Source organism: Staphylococcus chromogenes (assembly GCF_029024625.1).
GTDB lineage: Bacteria > Bacillota > Bacilli > Staphylococcales > Staphylococcaceae > Staphylococcus > Staphylococcus chromogenes.
In genome coordinates this window covers 283,694-309,734 of sequence record NZ_CP118953.1, presented here as the reverse complement: position 1 = coordinate 309,734, position 26,041 = coordinate 283,694, and the positions used below count along the sequence as shown (strand labels likewise).

Genomic DNA, 26,041 nt, shown 5'->3' with positions numbered 1-26,041 from the left:
GTCGCCCTTCCCTTTTGGGGCGACATAGAATCAAAAATTTTTTCAATCTTTCACGCCCCTTATGTTTTACAATATTATAACATCCTCAACTCAACCGCGTACATAGTATTCCATAAAATTAGGATTCAAAACAAATCTAATACCTCATTTTTCAATATAAAAAAAGATAAAAAATCCTAGCTTCATTTACATAAAACGAAGCTAGGAAAAACGCATTTAGTTTAAAATTTTATTTATCAAATTCTTCTCTTACCGCTTCAATGGCTTGATCAAAATCACCATTTGTTGAGAGCGAAACACTCGCAAGGAAACTTCCTTCAACGAGAGGTGCGGTCACTTTTTCAATTCTATGTTGACCCGTATACATCTCAATCGCCATATCGAGATTCATTTCGGCAGACCCGATATCAAAAAAGCAAAGGGCATCATTTTCAAGTTGATTCAACACTTCAGAAATTTCATCAAAGGACGTGCCAATTTCGCCGTCTGCACCACCGACTGCAATCACATCAACATTTGGAGACATTTGACCCAATAATTCCTTTGTGCCTTCTGCAATTTTTTCACTATGGCTAACAATCACAAGGCTTGTCATTTTAATCCTCTCCAATCAATGCATTTAAAATGTACACACTGCTTTGCGCACCCGGATCTACGTGCCCTTTTGAATCTTCTTTAAAATAAGCGGCACGCCCTTTGGTAGCAACTAACTCTTTCGTATCATCCGCAAAACTTTGAAGCTTTTCTAATGAGACGGTTTCCCCTTGTTCGACAGCTTCTTTCGCACGATGAATGACATCGTACATTGTTTTTTCGCCACCTGAAACTTTTCCACGTGTGGCGATGGCTTCTTCAAATGCAGTTAATAAAGCGACTAATCCATCATGGTCAATCTCATCTTTCGCCACTTGTGCCATTTTTACAAAACTGAATCCATAAAGCGGACCTGACGCGCCACCAATATTGGACATTAATGTCATGCCTGTCGATTTTAAAATACTTTCTACCGATTGATCATCGATTTTATCTTTTAATGCATCAAAACCGCGCAACATATTCACACCATGGTCACCATCTCCAATCGCACGATCGAGTGCAGTCAAATGGTCTTCTTCTTGCGCAAATGTTGCCGCTAAGTCTAATAAACGTGTTTTTAAAGTTTGTGCATCCATCTTGATGTCCTCCTTAATTGTTAAAATAATGGCTCGTTGTCGGTGCATTCAATGCTTCCACAATCGCTTTGTCATATGGTGCAAATGTGAGCGAAAATCCTTGCATATCTAAAGACGTCATGTAATCACCGATGAACCAGCGTTTCACTGTTTTACCTTTGTCTTCAAGCACTGCTGCCACGTATTTTGTGACGATATTGAGCTCAGATAAAGGTGTGCCTCCCATACCGTTAATCATCACTATCAGTTCAGTGGCATCAACTTCAGTTTCTAGTTGATTAATGAGACGTGTCGCAATAGACTGAATCGGTTCGACAGCTGTACGTTCAATCCCTTTTTCACCGTGAATGCCGATCCCAATTTCCATTTCAGTATCTTCAATGTCAAAACCATATTGTCCCGTCGTTGGCACAGCTGGAGGCGTTATTGCCATGCCTATGGAACGAACGCCTGTTAAAAAGGCCTCTACTTTTTCTTTAATCTCTTTTAAGCTTGTGCCATTGTCTGCTAAATAGCCAGCATATTTATGCACCCAAATCGTGCCTGCAACACCACGACGTTGTTCCACATTTTCTATCGCAATGTCATCTTTCACAATGACTTTTTCAACTTGAATCCCTTCCATTTCAGCCATTTCTTGGGCCATTTCAAAATTCATTACGTCACCGGCGTAGTTTTTAATGATGAGTAATACGCCGTCACCATTATCTACTGCCTTAATCGCTTCTAATACTTTATCTGGCGTGGGCGATGTAAATACTTCTCCACAAACCGCTGCATCTAGCATCCCTTCTGCGACAAAGCCCGCATGTGCAGGTTCATGGCCGCTTCCTCCACCAGAAACAAGCGCAACTCCCGATTGTTTTTTAGATTGACGTACCACAACGGTATCCGCAATGATCTCCAATTCGGGATGGGTGATTTTTAAACCGTCGAGCATGTCTTGTAAAAAATGTGTTTTCTCTTGAATCAGTTTTTTCATTTAGATCACCTCTAAAGAAGACGAAAGTGTCTTCGTATTGTTGAATTACCAGTTTCATTATAACCTATAACATTTCAGCAACTCACGCCAAATCCATTACTATATTAGAAAAACAATCACCCACGCGTCACTGAGTCGAATCGCACAAGCACCCTTTCGTCTGTCTTTTGAATAGTTTTAATTCAAACTAATTCTCGAAAATCCCTCATAGGGCCTCCTTTCATTTTAATTTTCAGAATTTTTATCAATAAATCCGACGAAACTGGTTGACTTTACACAAAAACCTCGTAAAATGTATTACATATTATTCCGACTATATAAATAGGTTTTAACTAAAGGAGGTTGACGGTTCGCGATGCCAAATCAAATCACATATGATACTTTTCAATCCGATCCTTTTATCGATGAACTTGGCGACGATCTAACGAAAGGCGCGCTCCCTTTACTCAAATGGGCGTATGACACATATCAAGACGATCTCGTTTATTCTTGTAGCTTTGGGGCAGAAAGTATGGTCTTGGTTGATTTTATTTCACAAGTCAAACCCGATGCACAACTCGTTTTTTTAGATACGGATTTACACTTCCAAGAAACCTACGACCTCATCGACCGCGTGAAATCACGTTATCCCAAATTGCGCATTGAAATGAAAAAGCCTGATCTCACATTGAAAGAACAAGCCGATCAATATCAGCCTGCATTATGGCGTCATGACCCTAACCAATGTTGCTATATTCGTAAAATCAAACCCTTAGAAGAAGTTTTAAATGGCGCAACAGCATGGATATCTGGACTACGCCGTGCGCAATCCGAAAGCCGTGCACATACAAACTTCATTAATAAAGATGAACGCTTTAAATCCATCAAAGTTTGTCCGCTTATTTATTGGACTGAAGATGAAGTCTGGGACTACATTAAATCTCATGACCTTCCCTATAATGCACTACATGACCAAAATTATCCGAGCATCGGGTGCATTCCATGTACCTCTCCCGTTTTTGAAGGACAAGACTCACGTGCCGGACGTTGGCAAGGCTCTATGAAAACAGAGTGTGGCTTGCATACGACACAACCATAAATTTTTTTGCTTATAATTCTTATTAAACCGATAGGATTATAAATATATTCTAACTATGTACTAATTGAGGTGAAACCATTGTATTTAAAAGTAACGAACAGCCCTTTTACAGATGAACAAGTCGCTCAACTGAATTCTGTATTAGCAACTTTAACGACAGATCAAAAGATTTGGTTGAGTGGCTACTTAACTTACTCAAGTGCCGAAAGAAGTCCTGTTGACGCCTCTCAAGCTGCAGTCGTCAACAGTCCTGAAACTTCGCACGTGTCTGAAACGTCTCACGTCACAGAAGCCAATCAAGCATCATCACCACAAGAAAACAGAACGTTAACACTGCTTTACGGTTCTGAAACAGGTAACGCACAAAGCCTTGCTGATTTATTTGAAGAACGTTTGAAATCACTCAACTTTGATATTACGAAAAAAGCGATGGATGAAATCAAACCGAAAGAACTCAAAAAGTTAGAAGATGTGCTCATCGTGACTTCTACCCAAGGGGAAGGAGATCCCCCTGATAATGCCTTAGAACTTCATGAATTTTTACATAGTCGCAAAGCCCCTAAACTTGACGGTTTACGCTATAGCGTCCTTGCCTTAGGGGATGTCACGTATGAATATTTTTGTCAAACAGGTAAAGACTTTGACGCCAAGTTAAGCGAACTCGGCGCCACACGTTTATACGACCGTGTCGATTGTGATGTCGATTACGAAGAAGATGCTGAAAAATGGATTGCGAATGTGATTAACGCGTTAGACAACCAAACAAGTAGCACAGCGTCTTCGCAAGAACTCGTGAGTGAAACTGTTCAAAGAGAAAGCGAAACCAAACATTCTAAAGTAAACCCTTATCAAGCTGAGGTGTTAGAAAACATCTCACTGAATGGCCGAGGCTCAAACAAAGAAACACGCCACATTGAGCTCTCTATTGAAGATATGAATGAAAGCTATGAAGCTGGGGATTGCTTAGTGGTTCTTCCACAAAATGCACCTCAGTTGGTGACACAACTCATTGAAGCACTCGGATGGAAAGGAGATACACCGACGCAAATTAATGAAGAAGGTGACACGCTTCCACTTGAAGAAGCTTTAACACACCATTTCGAAATTTCTAAATTGACCGTTCCCCTCATTCAAAATGCGTCCGCACATTTTGGTAACGATGACTTATCATCACTCGCAGATGATAAAGCGGAAACAAAAGCCTATATCGAAGGCCGAGATTTTATCGACTTGCTTAATGACTATGTGACAACAGATTTAGCACCTGAAGATTTATATAAAGTGTTACGCAAATTGCCACCACGTGAATATTCTATTTCAAGCAGTTACGAACTTGAACCTGACGAAGTGCACTTAACTGTCGGTGCGGTACGTTATGAGGCTCATGGCCGCGAACGTCACGGCGTATGTTCGATTCACTTCGCTGAAAGATTGCAACCGGGTGATACGGTCCCTGTGTATTTAAAACATAACCCGAACCTTAAATTCCCGACAGACCCTGAACAGAAAGTCATTATGATTGGTCCTGGTACGGGGGTAGCTCCTTTTAGAGCGCATTTACAAGACCGTGAAGAACGCGACTGGAAAGGTCACACATGGCTCTTTTTCGGAGAACAACATTTTACGACGGACTTCTTATATCAAACAGAATGGCAATCTTGGTTGAAAGACGGCTATTTAGAAAAAATGGATGTTGCCTTCTCACGTGATACGGATGAAAAAGTGTATGTGCAACATCGCATTCAAGAAAATGCTGAAACGTTCAATCAATGGTTAGAAGACGGTGCCTCTATTTATATTTGCGGAGATGAAAAACATATGGCAAGTGACGTACATCAAGCGATCGTCAAAGTCATTTCCGATACACGTCACATTTCAACCGAAGACGCTGAAGACATTTTAAAACAAATGAAAAAAGATAAACGTTACCAACGCGACGTTTATTAATCATCAATAGAAAGGATGAAGACAATGGCTAAAGATCATGCGCAAATCGCGCAAGAACTCGATGAAAAGTTAGACGAAATGGAATTCATTAAATACCGTAGTCAATATCTTCGTGGCACGATTGCCGAAGGACTGCAAGATCCGTTAACTGGGGCGATTGCTAAAGATGATACGAAATTACTCAAATTCCACGGAAGCTACATGCAAGATGACAGAGATTTACGCGATGAACGCCGTAAACAAAAATTAGAACCGGCATACAGTTTTATGATTCGTGTGCGTGTGCCCGGGGGTAAAGCGACGGCGGAACAATGGCTTGCGATGGATGATATTGCTGACCAATATGCCAATGGCACGTTGAAATTAACAACACGACAAGCTTTTCAATTTCACGGCATTTTAAAACGCAACTTAAAACATTCAATGCAAAGCATTAACAAAGCAGTGCTTGATTCTATTGCGGCGTGTGGCGATGTGAACCGTAACGTGATGTGTAACCCGAACCCTTACCAATCGCAAGTCCAAAAAGAAATCAATGACTATGCGACAGCAATTAGTAATCACTTGCTCCCACGAACAGGCGCTTATCATGAAATTTGGCTAGACGGTGAAAAAGTCGTTGATACCCAAGAAGAAGTAGAACCGATTTATGGCAAACGCTATTTACCACGTAAATTTAAAATCGGTATAGCTGTTCCCCCTTCCAATGACATCGATGTCTATTCCCAAGACATTGGTCTCATCGGCATTGTCGAAGAAGATGAATTAACAGGATTTAACCTTGTTATCGGTGGCGGTATGGGGATGACCCATGGCGATACGCGGACATATCCGCAAATCGGTAAAGTGATTGGCTATGTCGCCAAAGAAAATATTGTGGATGTCTGTGAAAAAATCATGACGATTCAACGCGATTACGGTGACCGTCAAGACCGAAAACAAGCCCGTTTTAAATATACAGTCGACCGACTTGGCGTCGAAAAAATTGTCGAAGAACTCACTTCACGTTTAGGCTATGACATTGAAACGGCACGTGATTTCCACTTTGATCATAACGGTGACCGTTACGGTTGGACAGAAGGAAACGGGCATTGGCATTATACGCTGTTCATCCAAAATGGCCGTGTCAAAGATACAGAAGATTATAAACTGAAAACTGCACTCAGAAAAATAGCGAATGTGCATACCGGTGAATTTATTTTGTCACCGAACCAAAACTTAGTGATTGCGAATATTACACCTGAAAATAAACCTGCCATTGAAGCTATCATCGAAGAATTCGATATTTCTGACGGTCAACGTGACACAGGACTTCGTCGTAACTCTATGGCTTGTGTCGCATTTCCAACATGCGGACTCGCGATGGCTGAATCTGAACGTTACTTGCCTTCACTGCTTTCTAAAATCGAGGATATTTTAGATGAAGCAGGTCTTCGCGAAGAAGAAATTACGATTCGTATGACGGGTTGTCCAAACGGTTGTGCGCGCCCGACCCTTGCAGAAATCGGCTTTATCGGTAAAGGCCCTGGTAAATATAACCTCTATCTCGGTGGCGGCTTTAAAGGCGACCGCTTGAGCAAACTCTATAAAGAAAATGTCGGTGAAACTGAAATTTTAGACAGTTTGCGTCCGATTTTACTTCAATACGGTAAAGAAAAACAAGAAAACGAACATTTTGGTGATTTCGTCATTCGCACTGGCATCATTGAAAAAACACATGACGGCCAAGATTTTCATAAAAATGTAAAAGCTTAAGAGCATGATGACACTTTGAAAGGCGTGAGGATATGACTGGAAAGGTAAACATTGTAGGCGCAGGCCCGGGAGATCCCGAATTAATTACGGTAAAAGGCTTAAAAGCCATCGAAAACGCAGACGTCATTTTATACGACCGTCTCGTTAATGAACAATTATTAGCCTATGCGTCACCCAAAGCGAAACTCTTCTATTGTGGCAAAGACCCTTATCGTCACGCCATGCCTCAAGAAGAGACGAATCAACTCATGGTGACTTTAGCACAAAAAGGCTACACGGTGACCCGACTCAAAGGCGGAGACCCTTTCGTTTTCGGACGGGGCGGTGAAGAGGCACAAATTTTAAATGCCCATCACATTCCCTTTGAGATTGTGCCGGGCATCACATCCGGTATCGCCGCACCAGCCTATGCCGGCATTCCTGTCACGCATCGTGATTACAGTTCTTCAGTCGCATTCGTCACGGCGATCACACAAGAAGGCGTGAATAAAGAGGCGTATTGGGCACATTTGGCGCAAGGTCCTGAAACTTTGTGCATTTATATGGGCGTTAAAAAACTTCCGGATATTTGTGCTTTGTTGTTAAGACATGGCAAATCCGCCGACACCCCTGTCGCGCTCGTTCATCTTGGGACAACAGAACAACAACAAACAGAAGTTGGGACGTTATCGACGATTGTCGAACGCGCGGCACATATTAAAAACCCCGCAATGATTATCGTGGGTGAAGTTGTGCGTTTAAGAGAGGAACTCAGTTGGTTCCAAGAAGCCTCTCTTACCGCAATACGCCAACCGTTATAAGTAAGGAATCCATTTTGACAAAAGGGAGGTCAAATCGATGCAGAAAATACTGATTTTTGCGCTCGCAGGCTTTGTCGCTCAACTCGTTGATGGCTCACTCGGCATGGGGTTCGGTGCTTCGTCATCATCTATATTATTGACGTTTGGGATTACCCCTGCGATTGTTTCGGCAACGGTACACTTTTCTCAAATCGCAACAACGTTCGTCTCAGGTACATCTCATTTGAAATTTGATAATGTGCATAAACCAACCATGTGGCGTTTAGCGTTGCCGGGTGCCGTCGCTGCCTTTATTGGGGCCGCACTTTTGTCAAATATTCATGGCGAAGTGATTCGTCCATACATCGCCCTATTTTTACTCTCAATGGGGATTTACATTTTGTATCAATTTTTATTTAAGCGTAACCATCCAGAACATTCTAGTGGCCATCAACGTCTGAAGCGCCGCTTTACGATTCCCCAAGGTTTCATCGCCGGTTTATTAGACGCCATGGGCGGTGGTGGTTGGGGACCGGTCAATACACCGATACTCTTATCAAGTAAAAAATTAGAACCCCGTTACGTCATCGGAACCGTTTCTGCCAGTGAATTTTTCGTTACATTGTCCGCATCCATCAGTTTCATCATCTTTTTAGGGTTCGGCAATATTAACTGGGGAACAGTGATTGCTCTTGCTTTAGGAGGCGTACTCGCAGCGCCTATTGCGGCCTATCTTGTTAAAATCTTACCTGTCAACATTTTGGCCATTTGCGTCAGCGGCCTAATTATTTTTACCAACAGCAATGCATTATTAGGCTATTTCCACCTTAATTCAAATGTCGTTATCTTGTGTCGTTTAGCGATTATTATTATCTTCATCATCCTTATCATCTGGATGATTCAAAAAAATAAAAAGATGGCCTTTTCAAAACAAAGTCACAGCCATCTCAATTAATGGAGGGACTTTCATTGTCAAATCAAACAAGCATTCAAACAATTGAACCGCACGGCGGAACACTGATTAACCGTGAAGTTTCAGAACAACAACGCCAACATTGGTTAGAAACGGCAGAATCACTCCCTAAAGTTACTTTAAATCCTTGGAGTTTATCCGATCTTGAATTGATTGGTATCGGTGGATTTAGCCCACTGACAGGATTTATGGGTGAAAAAGATTATCTTAACGTCATTGAAAATGTCCATCTAGATAATGGCTTAGTTTGGAGTATTCCCATTACATTGCCTGTCACACAAACAGAAGCTGATGCGTTAGACATCGGTCAAAACATTGCGCTTTATGGTGAAGACAACGTGTTGTACGGCATTTTAGAACTGACAGAAAAATATACGTACGATAAAGAAAAAGAAGCTCGCCTCGTTTATGGCACAACAGAAAACGCACATCCAGGTGTTAAAAAAGTTTATGAAAAAGGCGACGTTTACTTAGCGGGACCGATTCATTTAATCCATCGCCCAAAACATGATGAATTTACTGATTTTCATTACGATCCATCTGAAACACGTCAACTCTTCCAAGAGTTAGGTTGGAGCACTGTAGTCGGCTTCCAAACACGTAACCCTGTCCATCGCGCGCACGAATACATTCAAAAATCAGCGCTTGAAATTGTCGATGGCTTGTTGTTGAATCCTCTTGTTGGTGAAACAAAATCAGACGACATTCCAGCAGATGTCCGTATGGAAAGCTATCAAGTTATTTTAAAAAATTACTATCCAGAAGACCGTGCACGTCTCGTAATTTACCCTGCCGCGATGCGTTATGCAGGCCCTCGTGAAGCTGTGTTCCATGCGACTGTACGTAAAAACTATGGTTGTACACACTTTATTGTCGGCCGTGACCATGCAGGGGTGGGCGATTATTACGGCACTTATGAAGCGCAAGAATTCATCTCTCAATTTGAAGATGAATTGGGCATTCAAATTTTAAAATTTGAACATGCATTTTATTGTCAAACTTGTGGCAATATGGCAACAGCCAAAACTTGTCCACACGACAGTTCACACCATCTCCACCTTAGTGGAACGAAAGTCCGTGAAAAATTACGTAACGGCGAACCTTTACCGAAAGAATTTTCACGTCCAGAAGTCGCTGAAGTACTCATCAGAGGCTTAAGAGAATCCAAATAAGAGGAGCTGTTTCATATGTCTGAGTCACAAAACATTACTTGGCATGATTCAGAAGTCACAAAAGCTGAACGCCAAGCACGTCATAACCATAAAAGTGCCATTTTATGGTTTACAGGTCTCTCTGGTTCAGGGAAATCGACAATTTCTGTCGCATTAGAAAAAGCGCTATTTGAACGAGGCTTAAACATCTATCGTCTTGACGGAGATAATGTCCGTCACGGCTTAAACAACAACCTAGGATTCAGTCCAGAAGACCGCCAAGAAAATATTCGTCGCATTGCGGAAGTCAGCAAATTAATGGTCGATGCAGGCTTAATCACACTCACAGCCTTTATCTCTCCATACAAAGCGGACCGTGATCGCGCACGAGAAATTGTAGAAGACGGAGAATTTATCGAAATTTATACAAAAGCCTCCGTGGAAGCTTGCGAAAAACGCGATCCAAAAGGGCTATATCAAAAAGCAAGAACAGGTGAAATTCCTGAATTTACAGGAATAAGTGCCCCTTATGAAGCACCCGAACAGCCTGAAATCGTCATTGATACTGAAGAAACATCGATTGAAGAGGCCGTGTTACAAATACTCAACTATTTAGAAACACATGACTACATTCCAAAATCGTAGTTGAGACCAAATTCAGAGCCAAAAAAGAGCATCGATGAGGTGAAATGATTTTTACTTCGTCGATGCTCTTTGTTTATTATTCGAATAAAAAATAAAGCCCTCACATATCATCATGAATAACATCTTCATGCCTGTCTTTCTTATTTTTCTCACTTTTCAATTTGAATGCTCATCAAATTTAATACATATTCATAGTTTTTCCTCCCCAATGTAAAAGTCCACTAATAAAAACGAGTAAAAATAAATAATTATTATAAAAAAGTTTATTGACATTAATATTGTCACTCACTATGATTAAAGTACGCGTAAACGCTTACAGTTTATTTGCTATCCATATTATTTTTGACATCAGGAGGTTAAACTATGGCAAACTTTTTAAAACCTGCCAAACATATTCAGCCCCTTCCCTCTGAGCAGGTGGACGATACATACAAGAAGCTGAGATTTCAAGTTTTCTTAGGGATATTTCTTGGTTATGCAGGTTATTACTTATTACGAAAAAACTTTTCACTCGTCATGCCTGATTTGATTGAAGAAGGCTTCAGTAAAGCAGAACTAGGTTTTGCATTGTCAGCCATTTCAATCGCTTACGGCTTTAGTAAATTTATTATGGGAACCGTCAGTGACAGAAGTAACGCACGCACCTTTTTAACACTCGGGTTGGTGCTCACTGCCCTCGTCAACTTAATGATGGGCTTCATCCCTGCGTTGACGTCGAGTGTTTTCATTATGTTCGTGATGCTCTTTTTAAACGGTTGGTTCCAAGGTATGGGATGGCCGCCTTCAGGTCGTGTCCTCGTTCATTGGTTCAGCGTGAGTGAACGTGGAAGTAAAACAGCCATTTGGAACGTTGCCCACAATGTCGGTGGGGGCTTAATGGCACCGATTGCGTTGATGGGGATTGCTTTAACAGGTACTGTCTCTTTCGGTTATTTAAAAGGCTATGAAGGTGCATTTATTTATCCTGCGCTCATTGCCTTAATCATTGCGCTCATTTCCTATTTACTCGTACGAGACACGCCCCAATCGATGGGTCTGCCTCCTATTGAACAACATCGTAACGATTACCCAAGTCATTCTCATGAAACACTCGAAGTCGAATTGACGACGAAAGAAATTTTATTCAAATATGTATTGAATAATAAATGGGTATGGATGATTGCGGTAGCGAACATTTTTGTTTATTTCGTGCGCTACGGTGTGTTAGACTGGGCGCCTACATTTTTAAATGAGGCTAAAGGCTTTGATTTAAAAGCTTCAGGTTGGGCCTATTTCCTTTATGAATGGGCAGGTATCCCAGGCACACTTTTATGTGGTTATTTATCCGATAAAGTCTTTAAAGGTCGCCGTGGTCCAGCGGGCTTTATCTTTATGTTAGGTGTGACGATTGCGGTCATAGTGTATTGGTTAAACCCTGCAGGCAACCCTCTCGTTGACAACTTAGCATTAATCGCGATTGGTTTCTTAATCTACGGTCCTGTGATGTTAATTGGGCTTCAAGCGTTAGACTATGTTCCGAAAAAAGCGGCTGGAACTGCAGCTGGGTTAACAGGTTTATTCGGTTACCTTGGCGGTGCGGTGATGGCGAACATTATTATGGGACTGGTCGTTGATGCATTCGGATGGAATGCTGGCTTTATTTTATTAACAGTCATCAGTATTCTTGCGATGATCAGTTTCATTTTCACATGGAATAAACGCGGTCAAGAAGTCGTAAAATCATAACTCATGATTGAATAAAACGACATTGTATTGCTAGTTGTGTTAAAAAATAGTCAAACAGGAGAAACTAGGACATAAATAATATTGTTTATATTTTAGTCCCTCATTCTCTCTTAATACGAAAAATTTTATTATTTAGTGTATTTATTATATAATATTTTATAGGCGCATCATCTCTCCTTTATTATTTGTTTGGTCACTTTTAATATTCGAGATGTTTGCGCTTTTTTATTTATAAAAAATCGGACGGGTGAAAAGTAGGATTCCTTTCACTCGTCCGATTTGGTTATAGACTTTTATTTTAATTCACTTAAATAACTGTGGCCAAATTCTGGTGCTTTCACGCCGAAGTTGTCTGCGATGGTTGCCCCAATAGAACTGAAAGTCGTATCGCCTTTCAGTTCGCCCCCTTCTTGGAATTTCGGGCTATACCATAACACTGGAATATATTCGCGTGTATGGTCTGTACCTTCTGCCGTTGGGTCGTTGCCGTGGTCAGCCGTAATGATGAGTAAATCGTCTTCTCGCAAGTTTCCTAATAGCTCTGGCAAGCGTTCATCAAAATCTTTGATGGCTTGGGCATAGCCCGGTTTGTCTCGACGGTGACCATATAGGGCATCAAAGTCAACTAAGTTTAAGAAGCTTAACCCGTTGAAATCTTTTTGAACAACGTGGTTCAACTGATCCATACCGTCCATATTGCTTTTCGTACGAATGGCTTCTGTGACCCCTTCTCCGTCATAAATGTCGTTGATTTTACCAATCGCAATGACATCGTAGCCGTCGTCTTTTAAGGCGTTCATGACCGTTTGACCGAACGGTTTTAACGCATAGTCATGACGGTTGCTTGTGCGGGTAAAGTTGCCAGGCTCACCAACATAAGGACGTGCGATAATCCGTCCGATTAAATATTTGGGATCTTTCGTGAGTTCCCGCACTTTTTCACAAATATCGTAGAGTTCTTCTAACGGAATGATGTCTTCGTGTGCGGCGATTTGAAGCACAGGGTCGGCAGACGTATAAACAATCAAGTCCCCTGTTTTCATTTGGTGCTCGCCCCACTCATCGATGATTTGTGTGCCTGATGCTGGACGGTTCGCCACGACTTTACGTCCCGTCATCTTTTCGATTTCTTGAATGAGTTCCTCTGGGAAACCGTTCGGATACACTTTAAACGGCTGCATAATATTGAGACCCATTATTTCCCAATGCCCCGTCATCGTATCTTTACCGACAGAGGCCTCACTCAATTTGTGATAGTACGCTTGTGGATGGTCGACACGGTCGATGACCGGTAAGTCATCAATATTGCCTAGGCCTAGTTTTTGTAAGTTCGGTAACGCTTGATCAAAGCCTTGTAACGTATGACGTAATGTGTGAGATCCTTCATCGCCAAATTTAGCAGCATCGGGCGCTTCTCCGATACCGACTGAGTCCATGACGATTAAATGTACACGGTTAAATGTTGCCATTGTAACCCCTCCTCTTGTTCTGTCTCAAGCTAAAATTAGTAATCTGAATCCGCCTCTAACCCTTGCATAATTTGAACACCGGCACTTGCGCCAATACGTGTCGCACCTGCGTCAACCATCGCTTTAAAGTCGTCTAAATTGCGCACGCCGCCTGACGCTTTCACTTCCATCGTGTCGCCAACGGTTTCTTTCATTAATTTGACGTCTTCTACAGTCGCGCCGCCTCCGGCAAAGCCTGTGGAGGTTTTCACGAAAGTCGCGTTCGCCGCTTGGGCTAATTGACACGCTTTCACTTTTTCTTCGTCTGTTAATAAGACTGTTTCGATAATCACTTTGACTGTTTTCCCTTGGGCCGCTTCCACAACCGCTGCGATATCAGCTTGAACGTCGTCGTAACGACCGTCTTTCAAGGCACCAATGTTAATGACCATGTCGATTTCATCAGCCCCATTCTCAATGGCGTTTTTCGTTTCGAACGCTTTGACTTCTTTCGTCGATGCGCCGAGTGGGAAACCAATCACGGTACAAACAAGAACGTCTGAGTCCGCTAATTTGTCGTGGGCATAAGCCACGTGTGTTGGGTTAATACAAATGGATTTAAAATGATACGTTTTCGCTTCTTCGATAATGCGATCGATTTGGTCGCGTGTCGATTCAGGTTTTAATAATGTGTGATCAATATATTTTTCAAAATTCATTGTGAATGCTCCTTTATCTTTCCTATTCGTTTCTCATTATACAATGCGAACAACCAAAAAACGATTAATTATACTCTAGGAATCCCACTACGCTTCCATAAATCTCCTCTTTATGCGCTTTAAATCTCTAATTATTTTTATTTTTCAGAAAAATCATTGAATTTAAATGAATGACGTGCTAGTATGGATACATCTTTCGAAAAACACTTTAACTTGGTAGAGAATAAAAGCGAGGCGATGACTATGGAAAATCCCACAATTTTACGTAAACAACAAGAACTTGAGTTTTTACAACAAGCACAGCAACAAGGTTTTGCCCTTATTGAGACAGATTTCATTGAAACACTCACATGGACACAGTTATCTCCCGATGACCTCAAACAAATGACTGAGCGTTCAATGTGGCAAAGCGACAATCATGTATACGCATTACGTAATGATTTTACGGATCAACTGATGCGCTATTACTCTATTTATCAACGCGAACATTCTATGCTTGCTTATAGTGGTCCCATCGCCCGACATCAAAATGTAGCACTCCAACTCGGCTTAGAATGTTATGACCCCACGATTCAAACGGTGCAACATGCCTACCAATTTTTCAAATCCTATATCGAAACGACCCTACAAGAGTCACTCGATTTTGCCGTCATCGGTCATTTCGAATTGATAGAACTGCTTTTAGGCACACAAGCAAAGGATCCAGCGCTGTTGGAGTTACTAGGCCAACGTAATATTTCAGCCTTAAAAGCACAATTAGGCGTCTCGCATCCACTTATTCAGCTGTTAAGTACGCCTACAGATGCGCAATTGGCACAACTACACACTTTATTTCCGCAAGATCATAAAATTTTACAGAGTTTATCACGCTGGGAAACGTTTCTCCATCAACAAGGAGTGGCGCATATCCATTTAGATATTACTCCACAACCCCCACGTTCTTATTATAAAGGGACGTTTATTAAAATATATTTGTCGAGTGGAAAAGTCCTTTCAGGTGGCGACTATAAGGGCACACTTGAAGGATTCGGACTGGGATTAACATTAAATACAAAGGAGGCCACAGAATGATTACCGTTGCATTAGCCAAAGGACGTTTACTTAAAAGTTTCATTGAATATCTCGAAAATCATGACAATACGACACTTGCCTCCCAACTTTCCAATCGTGGGCGTGCGCTCCAATTAACCACTGACCACTATCGGTTCTTATTTGTCAAAGGCCCAGACGTACCCAAATATGTCGAACAAGGCAATGCCGATATTGGTATTACAGGGAGCGACATTTTAAATGAAGCCTCCTATGATGTGAATCAACTGTTGGCCCTCCCTTTTGGCCACTGTCATTTAGCCGTTGCAGCGTTTGAAGAGACAACCACTTACCAAAAGATTGCTACGTCTTATCCTAAAGCGGCGTCGGACTATTTTAAACAAACGGGACGTGATGTGGCAATGATTGAACTTTCTGGCTCCATCGAATTGGCTTGTGTCATCGGTATGGTCGATGGCATTGTCGATATTGTCCAAACCGGTCATACATTAAAATCTAATGGCCTTGTTGAAAAAGAACATATTTCAGATGTTCAAGCACAACTCATCACCAATCGCCAAAGTTTTTTTACGGCTTCACAAGAAATCGATACATTTATTCAAATGTTGGGGGTGTCACTCATTGATACGTAATGGACAATCATTTTTACAACAACTGAAAACGACAACTTCATTTAATGCCCACATCCATGACGCTGTGGCGACGATATGTGAACGTGTGAAATGTGAGGGGGATGTTGCGCTACAAGATTATACCGCGCAATTTGATGGCATCGTCCCGACGCATTGGCACGTGCCAAACACTGATCTCCAACACGCTTACGAGACATTAGATGCAGATTTGCGCAAAGCACTAGAACTCAGTCACGAACGCATCACACGTTATCAAACAAGTATTCGTTATCAGGATGGCGATGCAACGTCTGAAATTTACGAAGTTTATCGTCCATTAAATCGTGTCGGTATTTATGTACCTGGCGGTAAAGCGAGCTATCCTTCTACCGTCTTAATGACTGCAACGCTTGCGAAAGTGGCGGGGGTCAATGACATTATTGTCGTGACGCCTCCTCAAAAAGAAGGCATTGCCAAAAGTGTGCTAGCCGCCTGTTATATCGCTGGCGTGACCCAAGTGTTTCAAGTTGGGGGTGCCCAAAGCATTGCTGCTCTCGCTTACGGGACTGAAACGATTCCAAAAGTCGATAAAATTGTCGGTCCCGGCAATCAATATGTCGCTTATGCTAAAAAATATGTCTACGGTGACGTGGGCATTGATCAAATTGCCGGTCCGAGCGAAATCGCCCTTATCATCGATGAAACATGTCGTTTAAAGGACGTCACTTATGATGTATTGGCCCAAGCTGAACATGATGAAATGGCACGCACATTTGTCATTTCAGAAGATGAGGAACTTTTAAAGCGGCTCGCGCAGAACATTCAATCCATCGCTTCGCAAACTGAGCGCAGTGCCATCATTCAAGAAAGTTTGGCGCATCACCATTATTTAATTCATACTGCTAACTTTGAAGAAAGTTGCGCCGTGATGAACGCGATTGCACCGGAACATGCGTCTATCCAAACAGCTTCACCTGAACATTATGTCCCTTATATCTCTTATGTAGGCACTCTGTTTCTCGGACGTTATGCGCCTGAAGCGATTGGAGATTACATCGCTGGCCCAAGCCACGTGCTTCCTACAAATGGCACCGCGCGCTTTCAACATGGTTTAAGCGTTAACGACTTTTTAACGAAACATACCGTCATTCAACTGTTTGAAAAGACGTATCAACAAACCGCAAAAGCGGCGATGCGTATCGCTCAAGAAGAAGCGCTCTATAACCACCAACATTCACTAACTATACGAAAACAGAGGTGACAGACATGATTCATATGGATAAAAATGAAAGCCCGCTTCAACCGTTATCACGCTCAACGTTACATGAACTATTAGACCAATGTGCCTATCATCTATACCCTGATGAAGCGTACGAACGGTTTAAACAAGCGTATGCGCACTATTATGGTGATTTATCAGAACATCAAATCTGTATTGGGAATGGGTCGGATGACCTTATTCAAAAGTTAATGTTGACGATGCCTAAAGGGCCATGTCTGACTTTGCATCCTGACTTTTTCATGTATCAAGACTATGCCCGTCAAGTTCAACGGCCCATCGCTTATGTGGATGCGCGTGAGGATTTAACTTTTGTCATCGAAGACATTATTGATCGCATTCATGAAGTACGCCCGTGTTTCTTTATTTTTAGTAATCCACACAATCCAACAGGCCATCGTTTTAATGAAAAAGAGGTGGCACAAATTCTTGAGGCGGTGACCGAATATGGAGGCTATTTGGTGGTCGATGAAGCGTATGTCGAATTTTCCAACCCCCTTCAAATGAAAGCAAACGATTATTTGCTTCGTATGCGCACATTGTCTAAAGCGTTTGCGATTGCAGGTTTGCGTTTAGGGGTACTCATTGGCACACCGTCAACTATCGAGATTGTCAAACAGCTCGAACATCCGTATCCGATGAGTGGCTTCACGTTAGCAGTCGGACGTCACCTCTTTGCGCATCCTACAGAAACAAGTGCGTTCATCCAACAGCAACGCACCTTGAGTGAAGGTCTTAAAAATATTTTATACACGTATGCGACCCCTTGGATGACGGTCTATCCGAGCGAGACGAATTTTGTGCTGACACGTGGCAGAGCGGCTTTAGATTTAGGAAACTATGTAAAAGCTCGTGGCTTCCTACCGCGATTTTATAATAGCGAGACCGAACAACCGATGGGAGATTGTGTCCGTTATTCTATTATTACCGAGGAGGATTTGACGGCCTTTGAATCTCTCGTGAAAGAATGGAGTGAACACTATGACGTATCAAATTGAACGTGAAACGAAAGAAACAAAAATCGCCATCGAAATCGACACTCCTGGTGAGACGCACATCGCCACGGGTGTAGGATTTTTAGACCATATGTTAACACTCTTTAGCTTTCATAGCGGCATAAAGCTTCATATCGATGTCGATGGGGATACGTGGGTAGATGATCACCACACGACAGAAGATATTGGCATTGTGTTAGGCCAACTCATTTTACAAAAAACGAAAGCCGAACCCTATTTTGAACGTTACGGTACAGCATATATTCCAATGGACGAATCTTTAGCACGCGCGGTCGTCGATATTAGCGGTCGTCCCTATCTCTCGTTCCATGCGACATTAAGCAAAGAAAAAGTTGGCACCTTTGATACTGAACTCGTCGAAGAATTTTTTAGAGCGCTCGTCATCAATGCCCGTTTAACTGTACATCTCGACCTTTTACATCAAGGCAATACGCATCACGAAATCGAAGCACTCTTTAAAGCATTCGCACGTGCGTTAAAAGAAGCGTTAACTCCTTCTGCTGAGTCCCGTATCCCCTCTTCAAAGGGCGTGATTGAATGATTGCTATTGTCGATTACGGTCTTGGCAACGTGTTGAACGTGAAACGTGCCGTCGAACATTTAGGGTATGACGTCGTATTAACACGAGACGTCACTACCCTTGAACAAGCGGAGACCCTTATTTTACCGGGCGTGGGTCATTTTAAAGATGCGATGAAGACGATGGAGCGGTTACAACTCGACTCCTTTTTAAAAACGACCCCTCAATCCATCATTGGGATATGTCTTGGTATGCAATTACTGTATGACTGGAGTGCAGAAGGTGACGTTCGTGGGCTTGGACGCATTCCTGGAAAAATCGAAGCCATCCAAACGCCCTACACGGTGCCTCACCTGGGATGGAATAACTTGTATAGTGATGATTCTACATTAAAAGACGATGTCTACTTTATTCATAGTTATCAGGCGCCAATGACCGATGTTGTGGTTGCCTATGCGGATTACGGCACAGCGATTCCAGCTATTATTCAACAAGGGACAACAATGGGTATTCAGTTTCACCCTGAAAAAAGTGGAGACGCAGGATTAGCTATTTTAAAACAAGCGCTCAAAGGAGGTTGGATACATGATTAAACTTTGGCCCGCTATCGACCTTATCGATGGTGAAAGTGTCAGATTAACGGAAGGACACTACGAGACGTCAGAAAAAATGCAACGCACCGCTGAGGAGAGCCTCGACTTTTACTCGCAATTTGCTTGTGTCGATCGCATTCATATCGTCGACCTCATCGGAGCGAAAAACCAATACGCCACTGAAGCGACGTACATTCAAACGCTTGTGCAACGTACCGACAAACCTGTCGAAGTCGGCGGTGGCATTCGCACAGAAGCAACTTTGCGTGCCTACTTTGCAGCGGGTGTCGATTACTGCATTGTCGGGACACAAGCGATAAAAAATATCGGTTGGCTCCAAGAAATGAGCACCTTATTTCCCGGGAAACTTTATGTCTCCGTTGATGCATTTGAACGTCAAATTAAAGTGAACGGTTGGCTTGAATCCACGGAACTTGATTTAATAGCATTCTCCAAAAAAATTGCGACCTTTCCTATAGGGGGGCTCATTTATACCGACATTTCTAAAGATGGCAAGTTGGCAGGCCCTAACTTTGAGGTGACAAAATTGTTGGTCGATGCCATTGACGTCCCTATCATTGCTTCTGGAGGGATTCGCCATCATCAAGATCTTCAACAACTCGAACAACTCGGCGTTCATGCGGCGATTGTCGGTAAAGCTGCACACCAACCGGCATTTTGGGAGGGGCTCTCATGATTAAAAAACGGATTATCCCTTGCCTCGATGTTAAAGAAGGTCGCGTCGTTAAGGGGGTTCAATTTAAAGGGTTACGTGATATTGGTGACCCGGTCGACCTCGCACTCTATTACAATGCCGCTGGGGCTGATGAACTGGTCTTTTTAGATATTTCCAAAACTGAAGAAGGCCATGATTTAACACTTGAGGTCATTCGTCAAACGGCAGAACAATTATTTATTCCGTTAACAGTAGGCGGTGGTATTTCTACATTAGAAGATATCTCTCAGCTCTTAAACCACGGGGCAGATAAAGTATCCCTCAACTCCGCTGCCCTAAAAAACCCTGACCTCATTCATCAAGCGAGTGACAAATTTGGTAAACAGTGTATTTGTATCGCAATTGATAGTCAATATGACCCGCAACTCGATGATTTCGTTTGTTGTACACATGGCGGTAAACAACGTACCGACAAACGTGTTTACGATTGGGTCCAAGAAGTAGAAGCCCTCGGTGCCGGTGAACTCCTCGTCACTAGCATGGCTTTCGATGGAATGAAACAAGGCTTTGATTTGGAACATTTAAATGAAATTGCACGTCGCGTCAATATTCCTATCATTGCCTCTGGGGGCGGGGGTCATGCGACGCACTTTACAGACCTTTTTACAAAGACCCTAGTATCAGCTGGACTCGCAGCAAGTATTTTACATGATAAAGAAACGACGATTCGTGACATTAAAACCGAACTTCAAAAAGGAGGGATCCCTGTCCGATGACACTTCATCCTGATTTTTCAAAAGGCTTATTGCCTGTCATATTACAAGATGCTGATACTCAACAGGTGCTCATGTTAGGTTATATGAATGAAGCTGCTTTTCAAAAAACAAATGAGACCGGCGTTGCGTGGTTCTATTCACGGTCTAAACAACGTTTATGGCAAAAAGGGGAGTCTTCCGGTCATGTCCAACGCGTCGTTGAGATGCATCTAGATTGTGATCAAGACACCTTGCTTTTATGGGTACATCCTGAAGGCCCGACCTGTCATAAAGGGACCCAAAGTTGTTTTGACACTCCTGTGCCGTTTCATCTGAAACAGTTAGAACATTCCATTGCGACGCGGCTCAAGGAACAGGACTCCGGTTCTTACACCCACTACCTCATGACCGAGGGCAAAGAAAAAATCACCAAGAAATTTGGTGAAGAAGCCTTTGAAGTCGTCATAGCCGCGATGAAAGATGACCGCACAGAACTCATAGAAGAAAGCGCCGACCTATTGTATCACTTGACCGTCTTATGGCAAGAACAAGGGATTTCTATTGACGATGTCGAAGCGCAACTGGCTGCACGCCATCAAACGAAAAACAACTTTAAAGGTGAACGTGCCGATATTGAAAAATGGTGAGGTCACTTCATTTTAGATAAGACCTATTTCACCTCAAAACATCAAAAACGCTTCAAACTCTTTTAACCTAGAGTTTGAAGCGTTTTTGTTATCTCTATTTACAATGATATTGTTTAAAAAACGTCTCCTAATGTGGCGGCGATGATAGCTTTGATGGAGTGCAAACGATTTTCTGCTTGTTCAAATACGACCGATTGTGCACTTTGAAAAACGTCATCCGTGATTTCCATCGCTTCGAGGCCGTAAAGCGCTTGTATTTTTTGTGCTGTGAATGTTTCGACGTCATGAAATGCCGGTAAGCAATGCATCACGATCGCATTGGGATTTTGGGTCAGGTTTAACAACTCACCATTCACTTGATAAGGCAGTAACGCTTCAATACGCTGTTCCCATTCGGCGTCGTCGGTCCCCATCGATAACCACACATCTGTGTAAATGGCGTCGGTATGTTTTACCGCATCTTCAATATTTTCTGTAATCCATAGGTTTGCGCCACTGTGCTTAGCGAGCTGTTGTGCAAGTTCCTGTACGGAGGCGTCAGGTTGTGCCGATAATGGTGCAGCAATATGGATATGTACGCCTAAAATTGCACCTGTCACTAACAAGTCATGCGCGACATTGTTTGAGGCATCGCCTACATAAGTGAGGGTTTTATTTTTTAACTTCCCAAAATGTTCCTTAAGCGTCATAAAATCAGCAATCATTTGCGTCGGATGCCATTCATTGGTTAAGCCGTTCCATACGGGTACCCCTGAAGCGACACTTAATGTTTCGACGTGGGCTTGTTTGAACCCTCTAAATTCAATGCCATCATACATGCGTCCAAACACTTTAGCGGTATCGGCAATAGATTCTTTCACACCTAAATGAAAATCTCCTTCACCATAAACATCGACATTGGCGCCTAAATCTTTTGCCGCCACACTAAAAGCGGCTCTTGTACGTGTGGAAGGTTTTTCGAAAAGCAACGCAATGTTTTTCCCTTTCAAATAAGGATGCGGCAACTGATGTTGTTTCTTCTCTTTCAGTTCCATCGCAAAATCAATGAGTGTCTCGAGTTCATCTTTTGTAAAGTCGCTTGTTTTTAGAAAGCTCTTTCCTTTGAAGTCAGTAATTTGTTTTAAAGTAGTTGTGTACGTCCCATCTTCATCACGTCCCCTTATGAGAAATTATACAGTTTTTATAATATTTATACTGTATGTTGAATAATTATACCTAAACTATCAAAGAAGTCAATACTTTATGACATAAAAAAAAGCGAAGCATCACCTGCTTTCGCCTTAATTTCTTGCTAAAAGTCCTATTATTATACATTCAAATATGCATTTCAGTCTTTAAAGTAACGCTACAAACCCTCATGCTTACCGCAATTAGCATAAGTGTTGATCACGTGACTCATAATACGCTATCCAATCGTCCACCGTAATGCGCGTACATAATTCACCAATTAATGCATACGGGATATGTTTTGTATTCGTAAACCGGACGCAACTTTTTCCCATATTGAGCTTCGTTGGCACTTTTTGCGCATACCGTGCTTGAAACCATTTTAACAATGTGTCGTCGTCATAAAGCCCCATATGATACAACGCAATATAATTCTTTTGTACGGCAATGGAAATAAACGAGAGCGCTTCACCTTTTTTCAAATACCCTTTAGGATAACGTGATAACGGCACGACAAATGTCGGCATTCCATATTGTATACACGCTTCAAACCCTTTTGGCAAGTGTGTCTCAATCGTTTGATACAATTTTAAAAATGCCGCACGTCGTCCTTCATCGATTTGTTGAATATAGTGTTCAATCTCTTGTTGCATGGTTTCACCTACGTTCTCAGTTCATTATATTTGTGGAATATTTTCTATCGCTTTGATGTGTTGACCTTCAATCGTGACATTAATCGTATGTTCATTATTCGCATAATAATCGTAATACCAATGATTGCCATTTTGAATCGTTGGTGCCCCATGCACACGTAAAAATGCTTCTTTGGACACATGATGTGGGATAATAAATAAATCCGAAATCGCATCATCCTCGTAATGAATCCCCACATTACCGTAAACGGTCACATCTTCTCCGCTTACTTCAGTGTGTGTCGTTGGACGACCGAGCATTTTTTCAGCGCTTTGACGAGACATGCCGACATGAAGCCCATCATAAGCCCCTGTTTGTGAACGTTTCATAAAACCTTGACTAAAGTTTTGAGATAATACATCAATTTTTGTATTCACTTGATGAATTTGTGTCTTATTTTCATCCGCATGTGTTGGAGATATGAACATCCATCGTGCCATCATAACTAAAAGAATAGCACTCGCTGCAATACTAATGCCTATGCCCATCCAAAAAGCGATTCGTTTGAATACATTCCTATGTGCGCTTTGTGGCTGTTTTTGACGGCGAGACATCTTTTGTTGGGCACCACAAAAACGACAATAGGTATCCGCATCGTCTAACGGTCTATGACAATGCATACATTGCACCACTGTCCCCCTCCTCTCTATGTATCGGGTTCTCCGTTACTATTCATTTAAAATAGTCTTCAAGATTACTGTAACCCTTTAACATGAGTTTAGCGTAAACTTGATGTAAAGTTTATAAATATTCCAAAAAGTAAATGGGGTATTCAAAACAGAGTTATACGCTAAGAAATGAGCGCCTAATGCTTTTACGTCAATAATGGGCAATATCACGTTCTTCCACATTTCCTTTACTTCAATACTTCACTAAAACTTTGTGCAAATGTCTATACATATTTAGTCTTCTACATACCAAAAAGACTGAGACATTAATTGCCTCAGTCTTTTCCACTTATTTTATTCAATTGCGCCTGCTTTTGGATCTGATTTACCATGGACATAGTAATCCACATGTTCAGGTGCTAATGGTTTCACGCCTTTAATAATGTCAGCTGCTTTTTCCGCAAGCATTAAGACAGGTGCATGGATATTTCCGTTTGTTGTCGTTGGCATAACAGATGCATCGACGACACGTAAGTTTTCCATGCCGTGAACTTTCATTGTTAATGGGTCAACAACAGCCATTGGATCTGAGGCTGGTCCCATTTTAGCACTACATGACGGGTGTAACGCTGTTTCTGCATCACGACGCACCCAATCTAAAATTTCTTCATCTGTTTGTACAGAAGGTCCTGGAGAAATTTCGCCACCGTTATATTTATCCATTGACGGTTGGTTTAAGATATTACGTGCGACGCGAATTGCTTCCACCCACTCTTGTCTATCTTCTGGTGTCGACAAGTAGTTAAAGACAAATTCTGGTTTTTCATATGGGTTTGTCGATTTAATTTTTAAATAGCCACGAGAGTTTGAATACATCGGTCCAACGTGTACTTGGTAACCATGTGCCGTCGGTGCTTTTTGTCCATCATAACGTACCGCTAATGGTAAGAAATGGAACATCAAGTTTGGATATTCTACTTTGTCGTTAGAGCGTACGAAACCGCCCCCTTCAAAGTGGTTACTTGCGGCAGCACCTGTGCGGCGTGTTAACCATTCTAAGCCGATAAATGGCATTTTGAATTTATTTAAACTTGGTTGCATTGATACTGGCTCTTTACATTTATGTTGAACGTAAACTTCTAAATGGTCTTCAAAGTTTTCACCCACACCTGGCAAGTGAAGACGGGGCTCTACGCCTACAGAACGTAGATGTTCCTCATCACCAATACCTGATAATTGTAGTAATTGCGGCGTATTAATCGCGCCTCCTGAAAGAATGACTTCTTGCGCAAGTGCTTTATGAAGTTTTCCGTTACGTTTAAAAGTCACGCCTGTGACACGGTTGCCATCGAAATGAAGCTTTTCAACAAACGCACGTGTTTTCACGGTTAAATTTGGACGTTTCATCGCAGGACGTAAGTAAGCACGTGACGCTGACACACGACGTCCGTTATGAATTTGACTGTCAAACGGTCCGAAACCTTCTTGACGGTAGCCGTTGACGTCTTTTGTTTTATGATAACCTGCATCTACTGCGGCATTAAAGAAAGATTCAAACAATGGATTATCCGCTGGGCCACGACGTAATTTAACCGGTCCATTTAAACCACGAATTGGATCATCTTTATCCGCACCAAATGCTGTTTCTAAACGTTTGAAATAAGGAAGACAATGCGCATAATCCCATGTGTCCATGCCTTCAGGTTTGCCCCATTTTTCGTAATCTAATGGGTTCCCACGTTGATAAATCATACCGTTGATGGAACTTGAACCTCCAAGCACTTTTCCGCGTGTATGGAAGACTTTACGGCCACCCATATGAGGTTCTTCAGCTGTTTCATATTTCCAATCGTACAAACGGTTCCCAGATGGATACATTAACGCAGCAGGCATTTGGATGAGTAAGTCCCAAGGATAGTCACTGCGTCCTGCCTCTAATACGAGAACTTTTTTGTCTTTATCTTCACTTAAACGTGCCGCTAAAACGGAACCTGCACTTCCGCCTCCGATAATGATGTAATCATACATTTTGTCGTATGCTTTGCTCATAAA

26 protein-coding genes are annotated in these 26,041 nt (G+C 42.1%); 17 read left to right on the top strand and 9 right to left on the bottom strand.

The features are described from left to right. Nucleotides 1-229 precede the first annotated feature (229 nt). The 3 genes from dhaM to dhaK are packed head-to-tail and all read right to left on the bottom strand — an operon-like array spanning nt 230 to nt 2,154. On the bottom strand, nt 230-595 hold the full coding sequence (gene dhaM / locus PYW36_RS01365; RefSeq protein ID WP_103159683.1) for a dihydroxyacetone kinase phosphoryl donor subunit DhaM: 366 nt from the start codon (nt 593-595) through the stop codon (nt 230-232). A gap of 1 nt (nt 596) precedes the next feature. Next, nucleotides 597-1,172, bottom strand: a complete 576-nt coding sequence (gene dhaL, locus PYW36_RS01360; protein WP_103159684.1) for a dihydroxyacetone kinase subunit DhaL — start codon at nt 1,170-1,172, stop codon at nt 597-599. Between the two features lie 13 nt (nt 1,173-1,185). Then, nucleotides 1,186-2,154: a dihydroxyacetone kinase subunit DhaK gene (gene dhaK / locus PYW36_RS01355; protein WP_037576070.1), complete on the bottom strand. Its 969-nt coding sequence runs from the start codon at nt 2,152-2,154 to the stop codon at nt 1,186-1,188. 355 nt (nt 2,155-2,509) lie between these two features. Between dhaK and PYW36_RS01350 the strand changes: the two genes are divergently transcribed. The 8 genes from PYW36_RS01350 (at nt 2,510) to glpT (ending at nt 12,207) form a co-directional block, all read left to right on the top strand. Next, complete coding sequence (locus tag PYW36_RS01350; protein ID WP_103159685.1) at nt 2,510-3,232, top strand: phosphoadenylyl-sulfate reductase; 723 nt, start codon at nt 2,510-2,512, stop codon at nt 3,230-3,232. A 78-nt stretch (nt 3,233-3,310) separates the two neighbouring features. Next, the gene (locus tag PYW36_RS01345; RefSeq protein WP_103159686.1) at nt 3,311-5,179 is read left to right on the top strand and encodes an assimilatory sulfite reductase (NADPH) flavoprotein subunit; all 1,869 of its coding nucleotides are present in this window, start codon (nt 3,311-3,313) and stop codon (nt 5,177-5,179) included. A 24-nt stretch (nt 5,180-5,203) separates the two neighbouring features. Further along, nucleotides 5,204-6,934 carry an NADPH-dependent assimilatory sulfite reductase hemoprotein subunit gene (locus tag PYW36_RS01340; protein WP_103159687.1) on the top strand — a complete coding sequence of 577 codons (1,731 nt, stop codon included), beginning with the start codon at nt 5,204-5,206 and terminating at the stop codon, nt 6,932-6,934. A 32-nt stretch (nt 6,935-6,966) separates the two neighbouring features. Beyond that, nucleotides 6,967-7,734: a uroporphyrinogen-III C-methyltransferase gene (gene cobA, locus PYW36_RS01335; protein ID WP_037576086.1), complete on the top strand. Its 768-nt coding sequence runs from the start codon at nt 6,967-6,969 to the stop codon at nt 7,732-7,734. A gap of 37 nt (nt 7,735-7,771) precedes the next feature. Then, nucleotides 7,772-8,668, top strand: coding sequence for a sulfite exporter TauE/SafE family protein (locus tag PYW36_RS01330; protein ID WP_103159688.1), 897 nt, complete (start codon nt 7,772-7,774; stop codon nt 8,666-8,668). A gap of 14 nt (nt 8,669-8,682) precedes the next feature. Continuing rightward, a complete protein-coding gene (sat, locus tag PYW36_RS01325) occupies nt 8,683-9,858 on the top strand; it encodes a sulfate adenylyltransferase (RefSeq protein WP_103159689.1) in 1,176 nt (391 codons plus the stop codon). Between the two features lie 15 nt (nt 9,859-9,873). Beyond that, the gene (gene cysC, locus PYW36_RS01320; RefSeq protein ID WP_103159690.1) at nt 9,874-10,482 is read left to right on the top strand and encodes an adenylyl-sulfate kinase; all 609 of its coding nucleotides are present in this window, start codon (nt 9,874-9,876) and stop codon (nt 10,480-10,482) included. Nucleotides 10,483-10,845: 363 nt separating this feature from the next. Then, on the top strand, nt 10,846-12,207 hold the full coding sequence (gene glpT / locus PYW36_RS01315; protein ID WP_103159691.1) for a glycerol-3-phosphate transporter: 1,362 nt from the start codon (nt 10,846-10,848) through the stop codon (nt 12,205-12,207). A 293-nt stretch (nt 12,208-12,500) separates the two neighbouring features. On the opposite strand, the gene deoB is transcribed toward glpT, so the two are convergent. Together deoB and deoC are read right to left on the bottom strand one after the other, a co-directional pair. Further along, the gene (deoB, locus tag PYW36_RS01310; protein WP_105963306.1) at nt 12,501-13,676 is read right to left on the bottom strand and encodes a phosphopentomutase; all 1,176 of its coding nucleotides are present in this window, start codon (nt 13,674-13,676) and stop codon (nt 12,501-12,503) included. A gap of 35 nt (nt 13,677-13,711) precedes the next feature. Beyond that, a complete protein-coding gene (gene deoC, locus PYW36_RS01305) occupies nt 13,712-14,374 on the bottom strand; it encodes a deoxyribose-phosphate aldolase (protein WP_037577151.1) in 663 nt (220 codons plus the stop codon). Between the two features lie 243 nt (nt 14,375-14,617). Between deoC and PYW36_RS01300 the strand changes: the two genes are divergently transcribed. The 9 genes from PYW36_RS01300 to hisIE are packed head-to-tail and all read left to right on the top strand — an operon-like array spanning nt 14,618 to nt 21,521. After that, nucleotides 14,618-15,445, top strand: coding sequence for an ATP phosphoribosyltransferase regulatory subunit (locus tag PYW36_RS01300; RefSeq protein WP_103159085.1), 828 nt, complete (start codon nt 14,618-14,620; stop codon nt 15,443-15,445). Continuing rightward, on the top strand, nt 15,442-16,056 hold the full coding sequence (gene hisG, locus PYW36_RS01295) for an ATP phosphoribosyltransferase (RefSeq protein ID WP_037577148.1): 615 nt from the start codon (nt 15,442-15,444) through the stop codon (nt 16,054-16,056). The genes PYW36_RS01300 and hisG overlap by 4 nt, the downstream gene beginning before the upstream one ends. Beyond that, nucleotides 16,046-17,296, top strand: coding sequence for a histidinol dehydrogenase (gene hisD, locus PYW36_RS01290; protein ID WP_103159073.1), 1,251 nt, complete (start codon nt 16,046-16,048; stop codon nt 17,294-17,296). The genes hisG and hisD overlap by 11 nt, the downstream gene beginning before the upstream one ends. A 5-nt stretch (nt 17,297-17,301) precedes the next feature. After that, entirely contained in the window at nt 17,302-18,312 is a 1,011-nt protein-coding gene (locus PYW36_RS01285; RefSeq protein ID WP_103159074.1) for a pyridoxal phosphate-dependent aminotransferase, read from the top strand. Further along, complete coding sequence (hisB, locus tag PYW36_RS01280) at nt 18,296-18,871, top strand: imidazoleglycerol-phosphate dehydratase HisB (protein WP_037577145.1); 576 nt, start codon at nt 18,296-18,298, stop codon at nt 18,869-18,871. Before PYW36_RS01285 ends, hisB begins: the two co-directional genes overlap by 17 nt. Then, nucleotides 18,868-19,443 (top strand): imidazole glycerol phosphate synthase subunit HisH, encoded by a 576-nt coding sequence (hisH, locus tag PYW36_RS01275; protein WP_103159075.1) that lies wholly within the window; start codon nt 18,868-18,870, stop codon nt 19,441-19,443. The genes hisB and hisH overlap by 4 nt, the downstream gene beginning before the upstream one ends. Continuing rightward, nucleotides 19,436-20,140 (top strand): 1-(5-phosphoribosyl)-5-((5-phosphoribosylamino)methylideneamino)imidazole-4-carboxamide isomerase, encoded by a 705-nt coding sequence (hisA, locus tag PYW36_RS01270; protein WP_037577139.1) that lies wholly within the window; start codon nt 19,436-19,438, stop codon nt 20,138-20,140. The genes hisH and hisA overlap by 8 nt, the downstream gene beginning before the upstream one ends. Continuing rightward, on the top strand, nt 20,137-20,895 hold the full coding sequence (gene hisF / locus PYW36_RS11345) for an imidazole glycerol phosphate synthase subunit HisF (RefSeq protein ID WP_103159076.1): 759 nt from the start codon (nt 20,137-20,139) through the stop codon (nt 20,893-20,895). The genes hisA and hisF overlap by 4 nt, the downstream gene beginning before the upstream one ends. Then, nucleotides 20,892-21,521: a bifunctional phosphoribosyl-AMP cyclohydrolase/phosphoribosyl-ATP diphosphatase HisIE gene (gene hisIE, locus PYW36_RS11340; protein WP_103159077.1), complete on the top strand. Its 630-nt coding sequence runs from the start codon at nt 20,892-20,894 to the stop codon at nt 21,519-21,521. Before hisF ends, hisIE begins: the two co-directional genes overlap by 4 nt. Before the next feature lie 113 nt (nt 21,522-21,634). Here hisIE and argF read toward each other — a convergent pair whose 3' ends face one another. From argF to betA, 4 genes are all read right to left on the bottom strand, one after another. After that, a complete protein-coding gene (gene argF / locus PYW36_RS01260) occupies nt 21,635-22,684 on the bottom strand; it encodes an ornithine carbamoyltransferase (protein ID WP_229717312.1) in 1,050 nt (349 codons plus the stop codon). A 207-nt stretch (nt 22,685-22,891) separates the two neighbouring features. Beyond that, nucleotides 22,892-23,341: a DUF1801 domain-containing protein gene (locus PYW36_RS01255; RefSeq protein ID WP_103159079.1), complete on the bottom strand. Its 450-nt coding sequence runs from the start codon at nt 23,339-23,341 to the stop codon at nt 22,892-22,894. 24 nt (nt 23,342-23,365) lie between these two features. Next, nucleotides 23,366-24,013: a hypothetical protein gene (locus tag PYW36_RS01250; protein WP_103159080.1), complete on the bottom strand. Its 648-nt coding sequence runs from the start codon at nt 24,011-24,013 to the stop codon at nt 23,366-23,368. 330 nt (nt 24,014-24,343) lie between these two features. Continuing rightward, a complete protein-coding gene (gene betA, locus PYW36_RS01245; RefSeq protein ID WP_103159081.1) occupies nt 24,344-26,038 on the bottom strand; it encodes a choline dehydrogenase in 1,695 nt (564 codons plus the stop codon). Nucleotides 26,039-26,041 lie beyond the last annotated feature (3 nt).